The sequence below is a fragment of the Streptacidiphilus sp. EB129 genome (assembly GCF_041262645.1).
Classification (GTDB): domain Bacteria; phylum Actinomycetota; class Actinomycetes; order Streptomycetales; family Streptomycetaceae; genus Streptacidiphilus.
Map to the genome: position 1 here is coordinate 36,431 of NZ_JBGCCS010000010.1, position 17,846 is coordinate 54,276.

14 protein-coding genes and 1 pseudogene are annotated in these 17,846 nt (G+C 69.9%); 5 read left to right on the forward strand and 10 right to left on the reverse strand.

The window, feature by feature from the left end; translation table 11 throughout:
• Positions 1-165 precede the first annotated feature (165 nt).
• The 4 genes from ABH925_RS14775 to ABH925_RS14790 all read left to right on the forward strand — a co-directional run bounded on the left by ABH925_RS14775 (position 166) and on the right by ABH925_RS14790 (position 4,518).
• The gene (locus ABH925_RS14775) at positions 166-603 is read left to right on the forward strand and encodes a hypothetical protein (RefSeq protein ID WP_370148013.1); all 438 of its coding nucleotides are present in this window, start codon (positions 166-168) and stop codon (positions 601-603) included.
• Positions 600-911 (forward strand): transcriptional regulator, encoded by a 312-nt coding sequence (locus tag ABH925_RS14780; RefSeq protein ID WP_370148014.1) that lies wholly within the window; start codon positions 600-602, stop codon positions 909-911. The genes ABH925_RS14775 and ABH925_RS14780 overlap by 4 nt, the downstream gene beginning before the upstream one ends.
• A 1,852-nt stretch (positions 912-2,763) precedes the next feature.
• Positions 2,764-3,612, forward strand: a complete 849-nt coding sequence (locus ABH925_RS14785; protein ID WP_370148016.1) for a YhjD/YihY/BrkB family envelope integrity protein — start codon at positions 2,764-2,766, stop codon at positions 3,610-3,612.
• A gap of 687 nt (positions 3,613-4,299) precedes the next feature.
• Entirely contained in the window at positions 4,300-4,518 is a 219-nt protein-coding gene (locus ABH925_RS14790) for a DUF2252 family protein (protein WP_370148018.1), read from the forward strand.
• A gap of 95 nt (positions 4,519-4,613) precedes the next feature.
• Here ABH925_RS14790 and ABH925_RS14795 read toward each other — a convergent pair whose 3' ends face one another.
• The 10 genes and pseudogenes from ABH925_RS14795 to ABH925_RS14840 all read right to left on the reverse strand — a co-directional run bounded on the left by ABH925_RS14795 (position 4,614) and on the right by ABH925_RS14840 (position 15,403).
• On the reverse strand, positions 4,614-5,909 hold the full coding sequence (locus ABH925_RS14795) for a hypothetical protein (protein WP_370148020.1): 1,296 nt from the start codon (positions 5,907-5,909) through the stop codon (positions 4,614-4,616).
• A gap of 718 nt (positions 5,910-6,627) precedes the next feature.
• A pseudogene (locus ABH925_RS14800) lies at positions 6,628-6,741 on the reverse strand (aldehyde dehydrogenase family protein); the annotation flags it as partial.
• 70 nt (positions 6,742-6,811) lie between these two features.
• Positions 6,812-7,627, reverse strand: coding sequence for a glycosyltransferase (locus ABH925_RS14805; RefSeq protein ID WP_370148022.1), 816 nt, complete (start codon positions 7,625-7,627; stop codon positions 6,812-6,814).
• Positions 7,627-9,033 (reverse strand): RtcB family protein, encoded by a 1,407-nt coding sequence (locus ABH925_RS14810; RefSeq protein WP_370148024.1) that lies wholly within the window; start codon positions 9,031-9,033, stop codon positions 7,627-7,629. The genes ABH925_RS14805 and ABH925_RS14810 overlap by 1 nt, the downstream gene beginning before the upstream one ends.
• Positions 9,034-9,035: 2 nt before the next feature.
• The gene (locus ABH925_RS14815; RefSeq protein ID WP_370148025.1) at positions 9,036-10,736 is read right to left on the reverse strand and encodes a PEP/pyruvate-binding domain-containing protein; all 1,701 of its coding nucleotides are present in this window, start codon (positions 10,734-10,736) and stop codon (positions 9,036-9,038) included.
• Positions 10,733-11,773: a hypothetical protein gene (locus tag ABH925_RS14820; protein WP_370148027.1), complete on the reverse strand. Its 1,041-nt coding sequence runs from the start codon at positions 11,771-11,773 to the stop codon at positions 10,733-10,735. Before ABH925_RS14820 ends, ABH925_RS14815 begins: the two co-directional genes overlap by 4 nt.
• 76 nt (positions 11,774-11,849) lie before the next feature.
• A complete protein-coding gene (locus ABH925_RS14825) occupies positions 11,850-11,978 on the reverse strand; it encodes a hypothetical protein (protein ID WP_370148029.1) in 129 nt (42 codons plus the stop codon).
• A 945-nt stretch (positions 11,979-12,923) separates the two neighbouring features.
• Positions 12,924-13,412, reverse strand: a complete 489-nt coding sequence (locus ABH925_RS14830) for a hypothetical protein (RefSeq protein ID WP_370148031.1) — start codon at positions 13,410-13,412, stop codon at positions 12,924-12,926.
• Between the two features lie 420 nt (positions 13,413-13,832).
• Positions 13,833-14,357, reverse strand: a complete 525-nt coding sequence (locus ABH925_RS14835) for a hypothetical protein (RefSeq protein WP_370148032.1) — start codon at positions 14,355-14,357, stop codon at positions 13,833-13,835.
• An 89-nt stretch (positions 14,358-14,446) separates the two neighbouring features.
• Entirely contained in the window at positions 14,447-15,403 is a 957-nt protein-coding gene (locus ABH925_RS14840; protein ID WP_370148034.1) for a hypothetical protein, read from the reverse strand.
• Positions 15,404-16,305: 902 nt separating this feature from the next.
• Between ABH925_RS14840 and ABH925_RS14845 the strand changes: the two genes are divergently transcribed.
• Positions 16,306-17,772 carry a cutinase family protein gene (locus ABH925_RS14845; RefSeq protein ID WP_370148036.1) on the forward strand — a complete coding sequence of 489 codons (1,467 nt, stop codon included), beginning with the start codon at positions 16,306-16,308 and terminating at the stop codon, positions 17,770-17,772.
• The last annotated feature ends 74 nt before the right edge of the window (positions 17,773-17,846 follow it).

The window sequence follows — 17,846 nt, forward strand, 5'->3', positions numbered from 1 at the left end:
TCCATCCGGCAAGTACGGTCGCCGGCAGGTCTGCCGACCGTCGCCCCTGTGCGGGCGGCCTGGGAGCGGCGCGTCACCAACGGCATGGCGGTCCCGCTCACCACTGTTTCCATAGCGGAAAGTTGTGTGTTGCCGACTTGGAAACTCCAAGGTAGCCTTTCCATCATGGAAACTGATGAGCTCCCGGAGCGTCCCTCTCCGTTGGAGGCGGCCGCCGCACTTGAGGCCGCCAGGCAAGCCCGAACCGCGGGCCACACGTCGATCCAGGCCTGGCTCTACCTGGTCTATGGCCTGATGGCGACCGTTCTCATGCTGCTCCACCCCTCGTCCGGCCTGCTCACGCTTGCGGTAGTCGGCACCTACGGGGTGGGCGTCGTGGCGGCTGAGCACGTCTATAGCAGACGGGTCGTCGCGGCCGGCGTCGTGCCCCGGAAACTCACGATTCGCCAGACGGTGGCCGTGGGGGCGCCCACGGCCGCACTGTGGATCGCCCTGGCGTTCCTGAACGAGACGTGGGGGTGGATCATCGGCGCCGTGGTGGTCGGATGCTGGACGGCCGGATACGCACTCGTACACAGCGGGCGTGCGCGGACCCGGGCATGAAGACGGACACCAGGTCGCCAGACGGTTTCGACGCCACGATCCACGCGGAGAACCGGCTGCGGATCTGCGCGCTGCTGGAAGCGGTGGAGCAGATCGAATTCGCCCTAGTACAGGAGCGGCTACAGGTCAGTGCCTCGGTACTGAGCAAACACGTCAGCGTGCTGATGGACGCCGGCTATGTGCAGCAGACCAGGGCCGTGCGCGACACCCGCCAGCGCGTCTGGCTCTCGCTCACCAGTCCCGGCCGGGCCGCCTACCACGCTCACCTCGCGGCCCTGCGCGCGATCGTGGGAGAGTCACCGGACTGAACGACGGGCCATACGACGCGAAGAGTCAGTACCAAGGTTTGTTGTAGTAGATGCCTCGGCTGCAGCGAGCCCCCCAGAGCCGTGTCGGCGGTCCGCGTCCTGTGTCGTGGTGCTGGTCGCGTCGGTCCTTCCGGACACGCCCGGAAGGACCGACGCAGAGGATGTGGACCGCATCCGCAGAGAGTGGAGCCGCCCGCAGGATCCTCGGGTGCCCGATGACACTTTCCATCCTGAGCTGGCCGCGCGGCAGTGGGACGCGCTCGGAGGACTCCGCCGTCTCCAGGAGCAGGGCCTGCCCGCAAGGCGGGGAACGGCCGGCCTGCACCTGGCCACGCTCAAGCCCCTGGCCACCATGGACTGGTCACCCTGGCCGAGTCCGGCGAGCCCGACCGCCGGGGGCGTCAGTGGACCGCCGCCCTCACCGACGCCGGCCACCATGCCCTGGACCTGGGCGCGGCGCAGTCCACCGGCCCCTGACCGACCCAGGCCCACCCACGCACCCAGCGTGAACGCAACAGCGATCTCCCGGTCCCGGCGCAGTCCCGCGCGGCGACGACGACCCGGTCCCGGCCGGCGTCCTCCACATCGACCGCACCAACATCCACACTCCTCGCCAGGCCATGCGTCCTCCCAGGACGGTCCACGCAATATCCCCCAGCGGCGGCCGGGCCGGAACCGTCCCGGCAAGGAACAGCTGTGCCCTACCCGGCTCGCCGCCGCTACTGCGGCCAGCCTCGCCCCACACCACGGCACCGTCCACGGCGGCTCACAGCAGCCCCACCGCGCACACCCTGGACGCGCGCCGGGCCTACCCGCGGCGGTGCCTGATGCCGGCGCGTACAGCCCCGGTCACACAGTGGCCTCACTCGCGTCCTGAGGCAGGGCGCACCTGCGGGCGCCGAGCCACGCGCGGACCGCGGCCTGCTGTCTGTGGGCCCTGCGCCACACGGCCAGGCCGCTGTTCCTCGCTGCCCGCACCGCGCACGCCCGGGCCACGCCGGACCCCGCCGCACTGCAGCACCACCACCGGCACCCGGCGGCGCTCCCGGCCAGGCCCGCACCCCCATGGCCGGGCCCACTCCCACCACAGTTGAATCCGCAACCATTTGGGGGAATCGAGAGCAGCCCCGGTCGTGTCCGCGTGTTCGCACGGACCAGCCGACCGGCCAGACACCCATGGATCCGGTGGGGAGCCCAGGCGCCGTCCGCGGGCACCGCGCCGCGCGGCACGGCTCACCCGTTCGCCGCGTGTCGACACCACCCCCACGCCGGCCGCCCGGCGAGGATGGATACGGACCGGGCGGCGAGCCCCCGTACCAACCGCGGGGACCCGAACTTCCGTCCGGGACCTGTATGGACTCCCGCACCCCCATGAGTGAGGGTCCACACAGGTCCCGGACACGAACCCGGGGGCCCCGGCCAGGCCCGCGGAACAAGTCGGAAGACCATGAGGAGGCGCGTTCCGATACGCACACGGTCGCGGCCGGGGATTGCCGCTCAACCGAACACAACGCCGCCATCGCGGCAGCGCCCCTGCAGCGACAGCGCCCGGACCGAAGTCCAGGTCCTCGCGCTCCGGCTCGGCAGGTAGCTTCCGGATCGGGCCTGGGCCCTGCGCGGCCATGCGGTGGCATGGTCAGCGCTGCGCTGGAAGACTCGACCGCCTTCCGATCGCACTGCCGCCTTCGCATCGCCGCACAGCCGGCGTCGGGCGTGACTCCAGTTGTGGGGCAACGCCCACGTCCAGGGAGGGCAGACGAAACCGATCAACCGCGAGCGCCTGGTCAGGACTCTCACGTTCTGGCTGCGTCCGGCCTTCGCACTGCGGGTCGTCAATCGCTTCCAGAGGGTCGTGGGCTTCGACCGGTCGATGGCACTCGCCTCCGGGGCCCTGACGGCACTGGTCCCGGTCGCGATCATCTGCGGCGCTGTCCTGTCGCACCTGGGCGACAGGGACGTCGCGGACCGCATCATCGACCGTTACGGCCTCACCGGCGGAGGCGCCGAGGCGGTCCGTCAGATCTTCTCTTCGTCCCTGGACAGCGGCGCGGGCGCCGGCATCTTCGGCGCACTGTTCCTGGCGGTGTCGGTACTGAGCTTCACCCGCGCCATGCAGCGCTTGTTCGAACAGACCTGGGCGCTCACTCCCCTCAGCGTCCGCAACACGACCAACGGCCTGAGGTGGGCAGTCGCGCTGCTCGCCTACGCGGCGCTCACAGGGTGGCTGCATGCCGCGCTCGGGCGCGGGCGTCTGGAACTCGCCGCGACCCTGGCCGAACTGCCGCTGACAGCGGTCTTCTTCGTCTGGAGCGGCTGGATCCTGTCCGCGAAACGGATCGCCTGGCAGGACCTGCTCCCCTTCGGCGCCATCGCCGCACTGTTCCTGGCGCTGTGCTCGATCGGAGCAACCCTCTACCTGCCACACCTCTTCAGCTCCTATGCCACGCGCTACGGCGCGGTGGGTGCGGTCTTCGCGATGCTGTCCGCCCTCTTCTGCGCCATGTTCGCGCTGGTCGGATCCGCGGTGCTGGGGCGGGAAGTGCACGATGAACTGGCCCGGATTCGCGACGGTGAACGACCGCCCGACGACGAAGTGCGCCAGGAGTGGGACACCGTCCGGGCCCAGATGCGACTGCGCTGGCAGACCACCCGGCAGCAGATCTCCCGCCACCGCGGTACCAGGCCGCCCCCGTCACCCTGAAGCTGAGGGTGTCTCGTGGACACAGGCCAGGCGCGGCACGGTGGCCCGTGTCCACCGACGCGGAGCCCACCGGTCCCGGACCGCTCCGGGCCCACGCCCCCAGCGTGGACGCCGGCGGCGTCCAGGAAGGGCGAGCGGGCCCACCACAACAGCGGGTACCCCCGGTCCCGGCGAAGCCGCGCGCGGCGACGACATCCCAGTCCCGCTCAGCAGCCCTTCACACCAGCCGCGACAGCATCACCTGCCGTCTACGGCATGGCCGGAGGGCTTCGCAGGACCATAGGCGTGGCGTTCGCCCCCGCCACCACCGCCACGCCCTGGCCACCCGTCTCCATCCCGGCGGGGCGCGGGGATCGAGACAGTGAAGGAGTTCCCGCGCCATGCCTCGGTCACCACGATCGACACTTACGGCCGCCTCACCGTCGAGGATCTGATGGCGCACCGGACGATTGTCCGCAATGGCGGGCAGGTGCCTTTGACGCCGCAGGAGCGCGCTGACCGGGGCCGGGCGGCGCGACGGCGTACGCCCCGCTCCGCCCAGGGCGACTTCGAGCCGCGCTCCACGCGACAGGACCCGCTGGAAGTCATCGAGCGGCAGTCGGCCTCCCGGGTCCCAGAGCTGGTGTCCCTGCGCTACGCACGGATGCCGAAAGCCCCTTCCGTTTCTACCGCGGAGCAGCCGCCGTCATGGCCGGCGACCTCGCCGCTTCTGACCAGTTGCAGGACGGCCTGCGCGCCCTGGTCGCCGGCCACGGACGCTCCCTGTCCTCTGAGCGCCGGCACCTGCTCGAGCAGTTCACCATCGTCGACATGGCCCGCAAGGCGGTGGGCGTCGGCAGCGTGGGCACCCGCAGCGAAGGACGCCCAGCGGTCGGTGCTGGCCGGCTTCGCCGGCGGTCAGGATAGGCGGACCGATGTCACTCTCCGTCAGTTCGCCGGCCAGCGTCGGGTGGTGCGGCCCGGGGTGCGGCGTGGGTCGCCGGCCCCGGGCCGCATCGTGGTCAGTGCTTCGGTGAGGTGCCCGGCTGGGGGCTGGCGGGCGGGTTGGTGATCTCCCGGGTCACGATCGGCCACTCGTGGTTGTAGATCGGGAAGGGCAGGTCCTTCTCCAGGAGCGGGGTGCCGAGGATGGCGATGCGGGCCATCACGGCTCCGTTCACGTCCAGGCCGCCGAACAGGCCGATGTTGCCGTCGACGGTCGGTTTGGCGCCGCTGCTGTCGACGCTGACGGTGCCCTGCACCGCGGTGCGCAGGTACGGCTCGACGGTGGCCTTCACGCCCAGGGTGTCGTAGAGGGCGACCGAGCCGTCGGCGACCAGGCCGGTGCGGACGCTGGCGTTGCCGGAGAACGTGGCCTTGACCGGGGAGATGGTGGTGGTGCCGAGGTCGGTGGCGGGGGTCCAGCCGCCGGCCTTGGTGTAGTCGGCGTGGATGCCCCAGGTGCCGTCGAAGGACTGTGTGGTGTCGACGGTGACGGTGCCGTCGGCGGAGACCTCGGCGTAGACGCTCAGGTCCAGGACGATCACCACGGGCACCTCACCGACCATGATCACGGGGGTGGCGGTGAGCTTGGCGATCGGAATCGTCACCGGACCGGTGGACGCGGTGAGGCCCGCGGTGACGTGCCAGTTGGCGTGCGCCCCGAGGTCGAAGCCGACCCGGGCCTGCTGCAGGCTCAGAAGGCCGCCCTGGTAGGTGAAGTCGACGCTCGGGTCCAGTTCGAGCGAGCCGGAGAGCGTGGCCGAGACGCCGCCCGGCAGCGGGAGGCTGTCGTTCACGTCCAGTTCCAGCGCGGCCGAAGCGCCGCCGGCGGCGCCAGCCGGGTTCGGGACGTAGGAGACCTTGAGGTCCTTGAGCTGCGGCGTGATCTGAATGTTGTGCGGGTCGAGCGCGCTGCGGATCTGGGCCCAGGTCTGGCCGAGCAGTTCGGAGAGGGTGGCCGGGCGGGTGCTGACCACCACCGTCCCGTCAGCGGCGGGCTTGACGCCGGTGATCGCCAGCAGTGCCCCGTGCGGCGCGACGGCCGACGGGGGGCTGTCGATCACCTGACCGGTACGCACGGCGGCGGCGGTCGCAGCCGTGGCTGTGGGCGCCGGGCCAGGATTGCCAGCGGCGGCGCCGACGGGGGCCAGGACCGCCTTGCCGGTCCGCCGGTCGTAGGCGGCCAGCTTCAGACCCGGCGCAGCGGCCACGACAGGCCGCCCCGACCGGGACGGGCCGGCCGGCGCCGCCGTCGGCCTACCGGAGGCGGCCGGACCGGCCTTCGGGCTCCCGGCGAGCGGGGTAACCAGAGTCACCGCCGGACTCCCGGTGGCAGCCGACACACCCGCCAGACTCGTGGCGGTCGCGGCAGGCAGGGCCTGGGTGGTAGCGGCTGTGGGATCGGCCGGCGCAGCCACCGGCCTCGTCGGGTCGCAAGCGCACAGCGCGAGGACAGTGGACACGGCGAGCGCGGGCAGCGCGAAAGTACGTATGGACAAGCTGAATGCCACCTTCGGCGTGAGGGGTCGTCGGGGAAGGCAGAACAGGATCGGACCTGTAATGACATGCTACTGACAAATCGTCAGCAAGGACTAATCGCCGCTCAAACAACGCTCAAGACACAAACGCACCGCCGCGTCGTGCGCACACGCTCCGATGCCCGCCGCCGGTGCCACTGCAACGCGAAGTGCGCCACGATCACGGCGTCCACGTCCTGGTGTCCGAACATCTCGGAGACGGCCTTCGATCGGCCCCGGAGGCTTAAGCTATCGACGCGGCACCGTGGCGGAGATCAGGCCAGTGCCCGGCTGTGGTCAGGCGGTCGGTGACCCCGCGCAGTTGGACGGGGGTCACCGCGGTCGCGCCGTCCGTCGGGCCGAGGCACACGGCGAACAGCAGGGCGCGCCGGGTTTCGTTGAGGGTGCCGGGCACTACGGCTGTTCCTGGGGCTCTCACATGGCGGTCATGACGTGCTTGATGCGGGTGTAGTCCTCGAAGCCGAAGGCGGAGAGGTCCTTGCCGTAGCCGGACTTAGTTCCACGGTGCGACCTGGGCGCAGACGCCGACCGGCTCGCGGCGGATGATCGAGGTCATGCCCTCCATGTACTCGCCGGCGGACTTGCCCTCGAGCATGCGGGCGGCACCGGCAGCGGCACAGGCCGGGCGGCCCCGCCGCTCTGCGCTGCAGGGCCGCCCGGACCAGCGGTTTCGTTTCGGCTCAGGCCACGGGCAGCGTGGCCCTCCATGCGCGAAGGATCCGGCGCCGGGTGAACAGGGTCCGGAGCCGGACGGCAACCAGGTTCTTCACCATCCCGGTGCCCATGGTGAGGATCAGCAGCGCCGAGACCCACGGGACTTCGCCGCCGCGTCCCACCCACCACACCGGGTAGGGCCGGATCCGGAAGCCGGTGATCTTCAGCACCCAGAGCAGCTCGACGTCGAACTCCCAGCCCTTGAAGGCGCAGAAGCGCAGGGCCGTGCCCGCTGCGTCGGCGCTCATGAACTTCATCGCGCCCTGGGTGTCGCGTACCGGCAGCCGGAAGAGCCAGCGGGCCGCCGCAGCGAAGTAGTTGGTCTTGGCTTTGCGGATCCAGGCCCACTCGCGCTGGTCCCGGTCGGGGATGGCGCAGTCGGTCTCGCCGTTCAACACGGCCTCGGCGATGGTGCGCAGGTGTTCCGGCTCGGCCTCGATCCCCATGTCGACGTCCATGAAGCCGACGACGCGGCCGCGTGCCTGCTCCATGCCGTAGCGGACTGCCGCCGCCTTGTCCCCGTTGAGCGGGTGCGCCTGGAAGCGGGTGTCGGTCATGGTCGCGTAGGTGCGGGTGTCGGACAGGACCGGGCCCGGCATCCGGTCCTCGACCACCACCAGCACCTCGAAGCTGTGGCCGTCCAGCCCCTGCCGGATGAGATCGAAGGTGCGCAGGATGTCGGGATTGCTGTTGCGCGCCGGGATGATGACGGTCACGTCCACCGGCTCGGCCGCGGACACAGCGGCCGCGCCGACCTCCCCCGTCGCTTCGGGCACTGCCATCAGTGGTCCCTCTCCTTGTAGTTGGCGAAGGGCAGCAGGCGCACCTGGCGCCGGGCGAGCCCGGTCGACTCCAGCGACGAGGCGACCGCCTCCAGGTTGATGGCGTCGCGCCAGAACTCCGCGGCGTCGAACGGGGTGTTCCCCGCCGCCTGACGTCCTGCGGTGAGGACGGCCCCCAGATCCGTGGCTCGCTCCAGTTCGAGCACATGCGTCGGGACGGAGCCGGGTTGCCACATGGGCGTCCCGTGCCCGATCCGGCCGCCGGCGTCGCCCGCGCGGGGGCCCTGGGCCATGAGGTAGGCGTGCGTGTACTCGCCGCCGGTGATGAAGGTGGTGGTGGGCGTGGCCCCGGCGTCGGCGCCGACCGAGGGCTGGACGCCCCGGCGCGAGCGGATGCCGCCATCGGCCCCCGCCTCGAAAGCGCCGTGTCCGACATGGCGGACCAGCCGGGGGTGGGTCGGGCGCGGAGCCTTCCCCGCGTGCCGGTCGAGAACCCGCAGGATGCGGTCGGCGACGATGTGCCGGTTGGCATAGCCGTACATCACGGCGCAGGAGACGACCCGGAGGAACTCCCGGGCGACCGGGTCCGTCGCGGGGACTCCGTAGAGTCCGTAGTCCTCGACGAGATCGACGGGGACATAGCCCTGGTCCAGGCACTTCTGGGCGATGGGCAGGTAGTGCCGCCAGTACATGAACTCACGGATCATCGGGGCGCCGGTGTGCACCACGACCAGGAGCTCGCCGGGGAACAGCGCGGGCCGCACCGAGGACGGATCGTCCAGGACCTCGCCGACGGTGTAGAAGGCGACGAAGTGACCGGTGACGGAACCCGCGAGAGCGGCGGCCCGCTCCAGGCACTCCTCGGAGAGGACCCCGGGCAGCGGCTCCCAGTCGACGTGCTGCTCCGTGGCGGTCGGATCCCAGGCGTACCCGCTGCGGTCCGCCACTGCGGCGACACCGCCGCGCAGCACCGCGTCCAGGTCGACCTGCGGCAGCCGTTCGCGGTCCGGGGAGTCCACCCCGATGGCGGCGGCGATCCGGCCGAGGAGCGCGGCCTTGCGCTGCTGGGTCCATCCGCTGACATCGAGCCCGGTGGCGACGACGTTGAAGCCGCAGGCCACGTCAGGCACTGCGGTGGGAAACACGAAGGGGTCGCTGCCGCCGCAGTTGACCACGGTGCCCGAGGGGAAGCCGAAGCGCTTGCGGGTGACGTCGGGGAAGACTTCGACCGGTCCGGTCACCGAGGGCAGTGACGCCACGGAGCCCAGCAGGGGGAAGAGCTCGGAGGCGGTGAAGGCGGAGAGCAGGTGCGGGTCCGAGTAGATGCGCAGCGTGCCCGGTCCTTCGGAGTCCACGTCCTGATGGGCGGGGTGCACCGGAACCGGCGGCGCTACTGGTGGTGCCATGGTCACGAGTCACTCCTGGCCGCAGGGATGTGTCGGTGGAACAGGGCCCGGTCGTCGGTGTCGTAGACGACCACGTCATAGGGGGGCGGGGGCGGCGGCTGGGTCCAGAGAACGTCGCCGAGCGAGCCCAGCGGCAGGCGGCTGCAGGCTGCCGCGATCGCAGCGGGCGCCGCGGACCGCCCGGCCCCCGGAGGTTCCGGCGGAAGCAGGAAGCCGCTGAGGGTGGTGCCCGCCGCGAGCAGCGGGCCGGCATCCTGCTCCGCCGCAGCCAGCAGGTCCCGATCCATGATCAGAACCTGCGCGACGGTACCGGGGCGGGGCACCGGCGGGTCGGTGAGCGCGGCGACGCCTGCGAGGACCTCAACCACGGATCGGCTCGGGTCGACGTCGAACCGAGCTGCTTCCGCAGCGCGCGCGGCAGGCTCCCCCGCCGTGAGCGGGCGCACGGTCCCACCGCTTCCGTCCAGGCGCACCGGGGTTCCGGTGGGGAGGAGTTCGAGCGCCTCATGGACTCCGACCACGCAGGGCTTGCCCAACTCCCGGGCGACGATCGCCGTGTGGCACAGCAAGCCCGCATCGGCGCTGACGATGCCGGTACAGGCCACGATGGCAGGCATCAGCTCGGGCCGGGCCGGGCCGGAGACCAGGATCCGTCCGGGCGTGAACTCCGCTGACCGCGCCGGGTCTTCGACGACCTCGGTGACGCCGTCGACCAGGCCGGGCGCGGCCGAACGGCCCACCAGCTCGCCCGGCTGCCCCGACCCCGCCTGGGTGGGGGCCGCCCCGCCGACCCCGGCGGAGGCGGCTGCGGTGGCTGGCCGGACCTGGACGATCCAGATCCGGCCGTCGCCGTCGTAGACCCACTCGATGTCCAGCGCGGGGTTGCCGTAGAGCTCGGTGAGGCGGCCGCCGAGCGGGAGCAGCGCGTCCTCGGCGTCGGACGGTAGTGCGGGCAGTTTCTCCCAGCCCTGCGGCGGACGCAGGTAGACGATGCCCTCGTCCGGGTCGCTGTAGGCCAGCTTGGCCCGCCAGGAGCCCAAGTGGCGGCTGTGCCCCTCGATCCACTCCCCCGGCAGCAGGTCCAGTTCCACCGGAAGTGCGGGCAACGGGATGACGTACTTCTCCGCCGTGGAGCGGGTGGTGTCCCTCCGGTCGTCGGCGCTGCCCTCGACCACGTCGGGCAGGACCTCGCCCTGCAGCAGGAGCGTGGACAGGCCCAGTGCCGACTCGATCCGGAACCCGTCCGTACCCGTCGGCCATTGGCTGAAGCAGACGCCCGACGCGTGCGGTCGAATCGCCGCCTGGATCAGCACGGCGAGGCCCGAGAGCTGTCCGCGCAGACCCAGGGCCTGCTCGTAGAGGCGCACCCGCTCACTGTCCCCGCTCTCCTGCACGGCGCGGATCGCCCGTTCGAGGGCTTCGGCGTCGACGGGGCAGAACAGGGACTCGAACATGCCGGCGTAGCTGGCGCCGCCGGAGTCCTCGCGCTGCGCCGACGAACGGACCACCAGGCCCCAGGGCGCGTGTTCGCGTGCCCAGAGCACGATTCTCTCGACGGCGTCCGGTGACACAGCCCCGGCCACGGGCACGACAAGTCCCGGTGGTACGGGGATGCCTGCGCCGATCAGCCGGGCCAGATTGGCCGCCTTGTTGCCGAATCGCGATGCGTCGTGGGCGGCGGAAAGATCCACCAGGTCCGTCATGATCGCTGCCCTCCCGCGGGGATACCGGCCAACTCGTCCTGCCCTTCCGGCTCCTGGGCACCCCGGGCCCGGGTGACGGCCGCGCCGAGCTGGGCGAGTGTCGCGCCCGAGGCGTCGATGCCGACGCGTTCACCGATCTGGCGCACCGCGCGCAGAGCACGCTGCTGAAGGATCTTGCGCTGCTCCTCCTCTTCGGCGGCCACGCGGCACACGATCGCCATCGCATTGGTCCGGTCGAACCGCACGGCGTCCGTGGACGCCGCGAGCAGGGCGGCCGCATACAGGCTGTCGCGGCGGCGCCTGCTGCGCTGCTGCGCGGTCAGCAGGGCCGCGAGCTCCCCCTCGATGCCGCCGTCGGCGTGTCCCGCCGCGACGCGCTGCAGAAAGGAGCTCGCCTCCCGGGGCCGCTCCAGCGGGACCTCAGCCATGCCCTGTTGCTGCAGGTATCCGATCTCTTCCGAGAGGGCCTGAGCGAGAGCGGTGAGATCGGCGCCGTCGGTCGCCGCCTGCGCGCTGGTGAGCACATAGGCGTGGAAGTCGACCATGTGCGCCGGAGCCGCCGGGGTGAGCTGCGCCAGCAGGCACTGGCGGCCGAGCTCCGGGTCGCCCAGCAGGTCCGCGAAATGGCGGGTGTAAGTGTCCAGCGGCAGTACCCAGTTGAGGGTGTGAAGTGCCATCAGGTCGAGCAGCGGGCCGACCAGGAGGTCGAGCTCCGGCAGCGGACCGTCAGTCTGCTCCCAGCAGTCCAGGCCACGCCGCAGCCCGGCGAGGATGGCCTCGAAGCGCGTACGCAGGACGCGCGCCCAAGCCAGAGAGCCGGATGCCTCAGCGACATCGGCCAGCCAGGCATCATGCCTGCCGGCCTCCACATCGAGAATTCCGGGACGCCGCGGAATTCCCAGCGGCACCGTGTCACCGAGCAGGACTTCCGGGGCGCGCATCAGCCCCAGGCTATAGAGTTCCAATTCCAGCGGAGCAGCGTCAGGAAAGTTCAGTTCGTAGTCGAAGATGACCAGGTCACCCCAGCGTGATTCCACACCGCTCCTTGCGTCTGCGGTTCGGGTGTGCGGCCCCGTGGGGCCGCACACCGTCAAACACGAACCGTCTGTCCCGTTAGGCCTTGCCGATGACCGGCTTGACAGCCGGCTTGGCCGGCGCCACCTCGGGACGGGTGCGCGCGCTGGCCACCATCCTCGTGATGAGCTTGGCCAGCTTCAGGTCGGCAACGTTGTCGTTCGCCATCGTCCAACTCCTTTCCAACTCCGTGAACTGCGGACGAACGAAAGGCTATTTCGCACTCCAGCGAACGGTCAACAGGGCCTCCGGGGTTTATTTCTCACCACTGAATAATTTCGTGACATATCCTGGTTTAGCATGTTTACCAGATATGCCAAAGGTAGGGCCCACCCCGCAGCAGGGTTGATTCGCATAGTTTCCCTGCCATTAAAGCGAGTTGACGATACGTCAACTCATCCGGGACGGGACATCATGGCACCGGATTCCATCGAGAAGCGCCGGACGAGGAGCCGGCGCAGCCCGGGCACCCCGGGGCTGCCGCCCGTATGCCCCCTCCCGGGCGGCAGCGGTCGCAGTCCGGGAGAGGCTGGACGCCTGGGCTCCGCGTGGGTGCTCAGCCCGTGGTGCGGGAGCGGAAGGGCGTCGGTGGAATGGGAGTGCCAAGGAGCGTGCGGTGGCTGGTGCTGACGATGGGCGCCGTGCTGGCGGCGGCGACGGCGTGCACCAGCAGCCCCAAGGGTGTTGTCACGTTGATGGGCCGTCGATCGTCCGACGGGTCGCGGGGTGTGATGGAGCGTCTGCGTGCGGCCTGGGTCAGGCCGTGGTGGGCAGGCTGATGCTGCCAGTGACGTCGTCCCAGATGGTGAAGCGGAGTGTCATCTCGAAGCGGTGCTGAGCGGCGGTCAGGAGATGGTGCCGGGGTCGGAGGTGGGACGAGATGCCGCTGAACGCGGACAGCAACCGTTGCGCGGCGCCGGGTGAGCAGAAGTGCCATGAGCTCGCGGTGGGCGACGCCGTACGAACGGAGCACCCGGCAGTGAGCGGGCAGGGCGCGGCCGGCGCCCGCCGGGCCCTGCCTTCCAACCTCCGCCGGGCCCGGCCCCCCGGGTATGCGCCTGCCTGCCTGGTTGTCACGGACCTGGGAGAGCCGGGGGTCGATCGTCCCAGTGACTACGGGAGCGCCGTGGGGATGGAGAATCCCGCGGTGTTGTTCGAGAGGTCGGGATCGTCAGGGCTTTTGACGACCACCGTTCCGGGGCTCAGGACACCGGGCGCGGGGACGTTCGCGGCAACGCGTACGGGGATCAGCACCGTGGCGGACTGCTGGCTGGGCAGACCGGCGGGGAAGGTACACATGACGGTCATCGCCGCCGCAGGTGCCTTGCACGTGTTGGGGAAGTAAGGACTCTCGGCATGGCTTCCGTTGGGCAGGGTGACCCTCACCGAGAAGGGCGAACGCGTCGTCTGCGGACCGTTGTTGCCCACCACCACGTGCAGGGTGGTGGTACCGCCCGGGACTGCCGCGGGGGCGTCGACATACACCACCGCGAGATCGGATCCCGACGCGGTGACACGCGGCTGCGAAGGGCGGTCGCGGGTCTGCGCCACCGCCCCCGCCGAGGCGGTACTCGCGCCTATGGCGCACGCTGCGACAACCATCCACACCGCCGGCCGACGGCCCGATATCGTTTCCCTCAACATACGACCTACCTTTTCCCTGCATCGGATTTCAGGTACACGAAGGCACTTGATTCCCGGCCGGCGGGGGCTCTATTCAAAGCTCTGCGAAAACGGCCACACGCTCTTTTTCCTCAGCCCATTCGAGGTTCAGCCGTTTATGCAGATCCAGATCCATGTACCGTCCTGCCCAGCGCACGGCAGACGGCTACGACACCGCCCGCGCAGAACACCGGGTCCGCTCCCCGGCACCAGCAGTCCGCCCGCGCCGCACGCCCGGGCGGTGCGCAACGCCTCGGCGGCGAACGAGGCGGCCTCGTGCGCCGCCTCAGACGCCTGCCGGAAGGCCCTGAAGATCGCTCAGCGGTGACCCCCCGTCACCAATCTCCGTGGTCGGTGCACCTAGGCGGTCCTGAGGGCGAAGTTCACGGCGTGGACGGTGGCGTCGGGGTCGTCGGGGTTGGTGACTGTCACCGTGCCGTCTCCCAGTTTGCGGTGTGCGGGCGCGGTGGCCGCGACCTGGGCCGGGATCAGGACCTCGGCCGTCCTTTGGTTGGGCAGGCCGCCGGGGAAGGGGCAGGTGATTGTGGTGCCGGTGGGGTCCGCAAGACACGAGGTGGGGAAGAAGGGGCCGGTGGCGGTGGTGTACGGGGGCAGGACGACGGTGACGGTGAACGGTGAGACTGTCGCGTCGGGTCCCTGGTTGGCGTGCAGGATGCGTACCGTCACGTTTCCGCCCACGGGCACGGGGTCCGGGTCGGGATCGATGCGCACGGTGCGCACTCGCGCGTGGGCCGGCCCCTGCTTGGCGGCGTGGTGGCCGGCGGGTTCGGTCGCGCCTGCGGTGGGGATGGCGCTCAGTGCGCAGGCCGCCAGGGCCGTGCACAGCGCGGCCCAGCGACGACGCGGTCCTGACGGGTGGGACATGACCATCATGTGCCTTCGGGGGGGGGAGGGCTCGCGGCGTGGGCCGCGAAGCAGCGGGTGGGGCTGGTTGGGGTGGGATTGGGTGTGCGCTATCGCCACACGTGGACGTAGTCGGCGGCGAACGTGATCGGGTTGCAGTTCTGCGGGGCCGGGTGCCAGGTGCCCGCGTCGATGGAGAGGTTCAGGATGATGTACGCGGACCAGGTGGTGCCGACGCCCTTGCCGTCGGAGAAGACCTTGACGCCGTTGACGTACCAGTCGACCGACGTGGCTCCGTAGACGACGCCGATCTTCACCCACGAGCCGCTGTTCACCGCAGTGGAGTTGCTGTAGTAGTCCTGGGCCGCGATGACGTGGTTGGTCAGTTCGAGGAGGTTGGGATTGTCAGGGTGGTACTCGAACTTGTCGATCTCGTTGTCGCCGTTCTTCCAGCTCCAGAGGGCGGGCCAGGCCCCGACGCCGGCGGGCATCTGGACTGACGTCTCCATGTAGTCGCCGGTCTTGACCTGGAAGCCTTCGGTGGAGCCTTCCGTCGTCAGGAGCCCGGTGGTCCAGGCCTGCTGGCCGTTCTCCAGGACGTGGGTGCTGGGCTGGGCGGTGAAGGTCGCGACGCCGTTGGCGACGTTGACGTCGGAGGGGAGCAGCCAGTCGAGCTTGTCGTCGTTGGGGTTGTGGGTGCCGTACTGGTACGCGCTGGTCGTGCCGGCGACCCATCGGCTGCCGTAGGTGATGGGGGCGGTGAAGTCCTCGGCGAAGGTGAGTGTCTTGCCCTTGGTGGGATCCGAGACGGTCCCCGACGTGGAGACGGTCAGGGTGAGGGGGGTGAGGTTGTGGTAACCGGCCGAATCCTGGTAGTAGCCGAACTCGCTGTAGGTGCCGGCGGGGAAGGTACGCGAACCGGTCGTGAGCGTATAACCGGTCGAGCAGATCTTCGCGTTGGCCACCGGCCCGGGGAAGTCGTAGTTGTCCCCCGCTGAATCGCGCACGGCCACGCCCAGCTGCAGCACCGTGACGCAGGCGGACGCGTGCACCTTCAACGTGGCCATGACCGGGGATCCCGGCGTGGCGGTCACCGGCGTGAGGCTGTCCTGCGTGACGGTGACCGCAACCGCAGTGGCGGGAACAGGAAACGCGAACGCGAACAGAGCAGCGACCGCCAGTACGGCAGTCCGGACCCTTGCCTGCATATCTTTGTCTTTTCGATGTGGGCACAGCCGCGCCAGGAACCGGAACAGCTCAGACTGATAACGTTCCCGGCGGCATGCCAGAGTGGCCGAAGTTAAACGTCTGCAATTTATAGAAATCTCAGGCGAATTACACAACGCCAGCCAGTGTGTCGCGCAGGGCGAATACGCTCGCCGAAATCGGCCAACCATGCTCAGAAGACAAAGGCGCACTCCAGCTCACTCACCGACTACGAGCAGGCGGCGCTCGCCGACCCGTGCCGTGATGCCGGCGTGCCGAGGCATCCGCCGGCGCGGGGGGTGATGCGCTCAACCGGAGCTCCTCCGAGGAGGGGCACATCCTTCACTCGATGGAGTGAGCTAGGAATCCGGACGGCAGGTCAGACGTATACGTCCAGTATGGTCGTCGCGTCGACCGCTCAGGTCGGCACGGGTGAGTGGACGGACCGTCTTCCCACATCGGGGAAAGGCCCTGCGCACAACTGCCGTGCGCACGCTTGGCCTTGCCCGTCAGACAGCGGGCTCGCGCGGATTTGACAGGACCTCAATCTGGAGGTGCGCGCACGAGTTGACGGAAGCTTCCGGCCAGGTGCCCGGCGCGGCCCCGAACGGGAGAAGGAGGGCTGATGAAACCGGCGACAAATGGCGGATCCCCGAGGCCGGTGTGGGCAGCCACACTGGCACTGCTGCTGGCATGGACGTTGATGCTGTCCCTGGCCAATGCCCCCACGGCACGGGCGGAATATCCGGGACCGCAGCCAGGGATGAGCTGCGACCAACCCTGGGTGATCCTCTCCGCCTACGGAACAGGCGAGTACACCAGGGACGACAGCACCGGCGCGATCTACCCGCACGGCGACGTGGGCGTCAACGACACCTACATCAGGGCGCTCGAGAACACGCTTGTCACCCAGGGCGTGTACGCGGACGACCTCACCGTGCGCAATCTCCCCTACCCGGCGTCGGCAGCGGATTATCCCTCCGGGTGGCCGGGCCGCTTCGGCCCCGTCGACTACCTGACCTCGATGTCCGACGGGTGGCACGAGCTCGTCAAGGAGATCCAGTTCTACTCGGCCTGCCCCAGCCGCCCCACACTGATCCTCGTCGGCTACTCCCAGGGGGCGCAGGTCATCAAGAACGCGATCGCGCAGTCGGCGATCGCCGGGAACCAGCGAGATTCCGACGAAATCGGCGCGATCGTCAACGTCGGCGACGCGTCACGCTACAACGGCCAGATCGGCCTGGCCCAGCGCGGGTACATGACCACGCTGCGCCCCGACTACTCCGTCGGCACCGCCGACATCGACCACGGCGGGCTGATGCAGCGACTGCCCGTGCCCGAGGTGTTCACCGGGTTCGTCGGCGACGGACGGTACTTCGACGTGTGCCGCACCGACGACGCCGTCTGCAACGAGTCCGCGTACCCCGGCTCCGCCAGTTGGCAGCAGCGGTGGCTGACCGACTTCCTCAACAGCTCCCTCACCGGCATTGACGCCCCCCACGTGTCGTACCGCGACGACGGCTGGCCCCAGAGCAACAACGTCAGGGCAGCCGCCGTGGCGGCCGACACCGCCGAACGCGCGGTCACCGCGGCGATGCGCCAGCGCGACCTCGTCCACCCCCAGCCCACCCCGCCACCGCCGAGCGGCACGGCCGAGCAGATGTGGGCCACCGACGTCCACGTACGGACGTCTCCGACGACACAGGCCGCGATCACAGCGACCCTGCCCTCCCCCACCACGGTCTACGTCAGCTGCCAGGAGCACGCCGACCCCGTGACCGCGGGCGGGGTCACCAATGACGTCTGGTCCTACCTGCCGGCCCAGCACGGATGGATCAGCAACGTCTTCCTCAAGGGTCCGGCCTGGCTGCAGGGTGTGGACCAGTGCTCCGGCCCCAACCCCGGACCACCGTCCGGGCTCTACAAGTGCTCCATCGGCGGCAACCCCAACGACTGGTGCGCTCACGTCACCGCCATCGCCCCGGGTTCGTACCTCGCGCTGCAGAACGCGCCGGACTACGACCACGGACACAGCGCGTACTACCAGGGCCACAACGGCAACCAGTTGATCACCTACTGCTGGACCACAGGCGCCGACGACGCCGACGGGACCGGCGACCACTACTGGTTCTCGGTCGACGACGGCGCCAACTTCTCCGGCTACGTCAACGACCGGTACCTGACCACCGGAACCTACGCACAATGGAGCAAGATCATCGAGCATTGCTGACCAGCCGCCCCGGGTTCGCGACCAGCAACACTTCCGGCCGAGCGAATCAGGACCCCGGACGCATCGCCCCATCG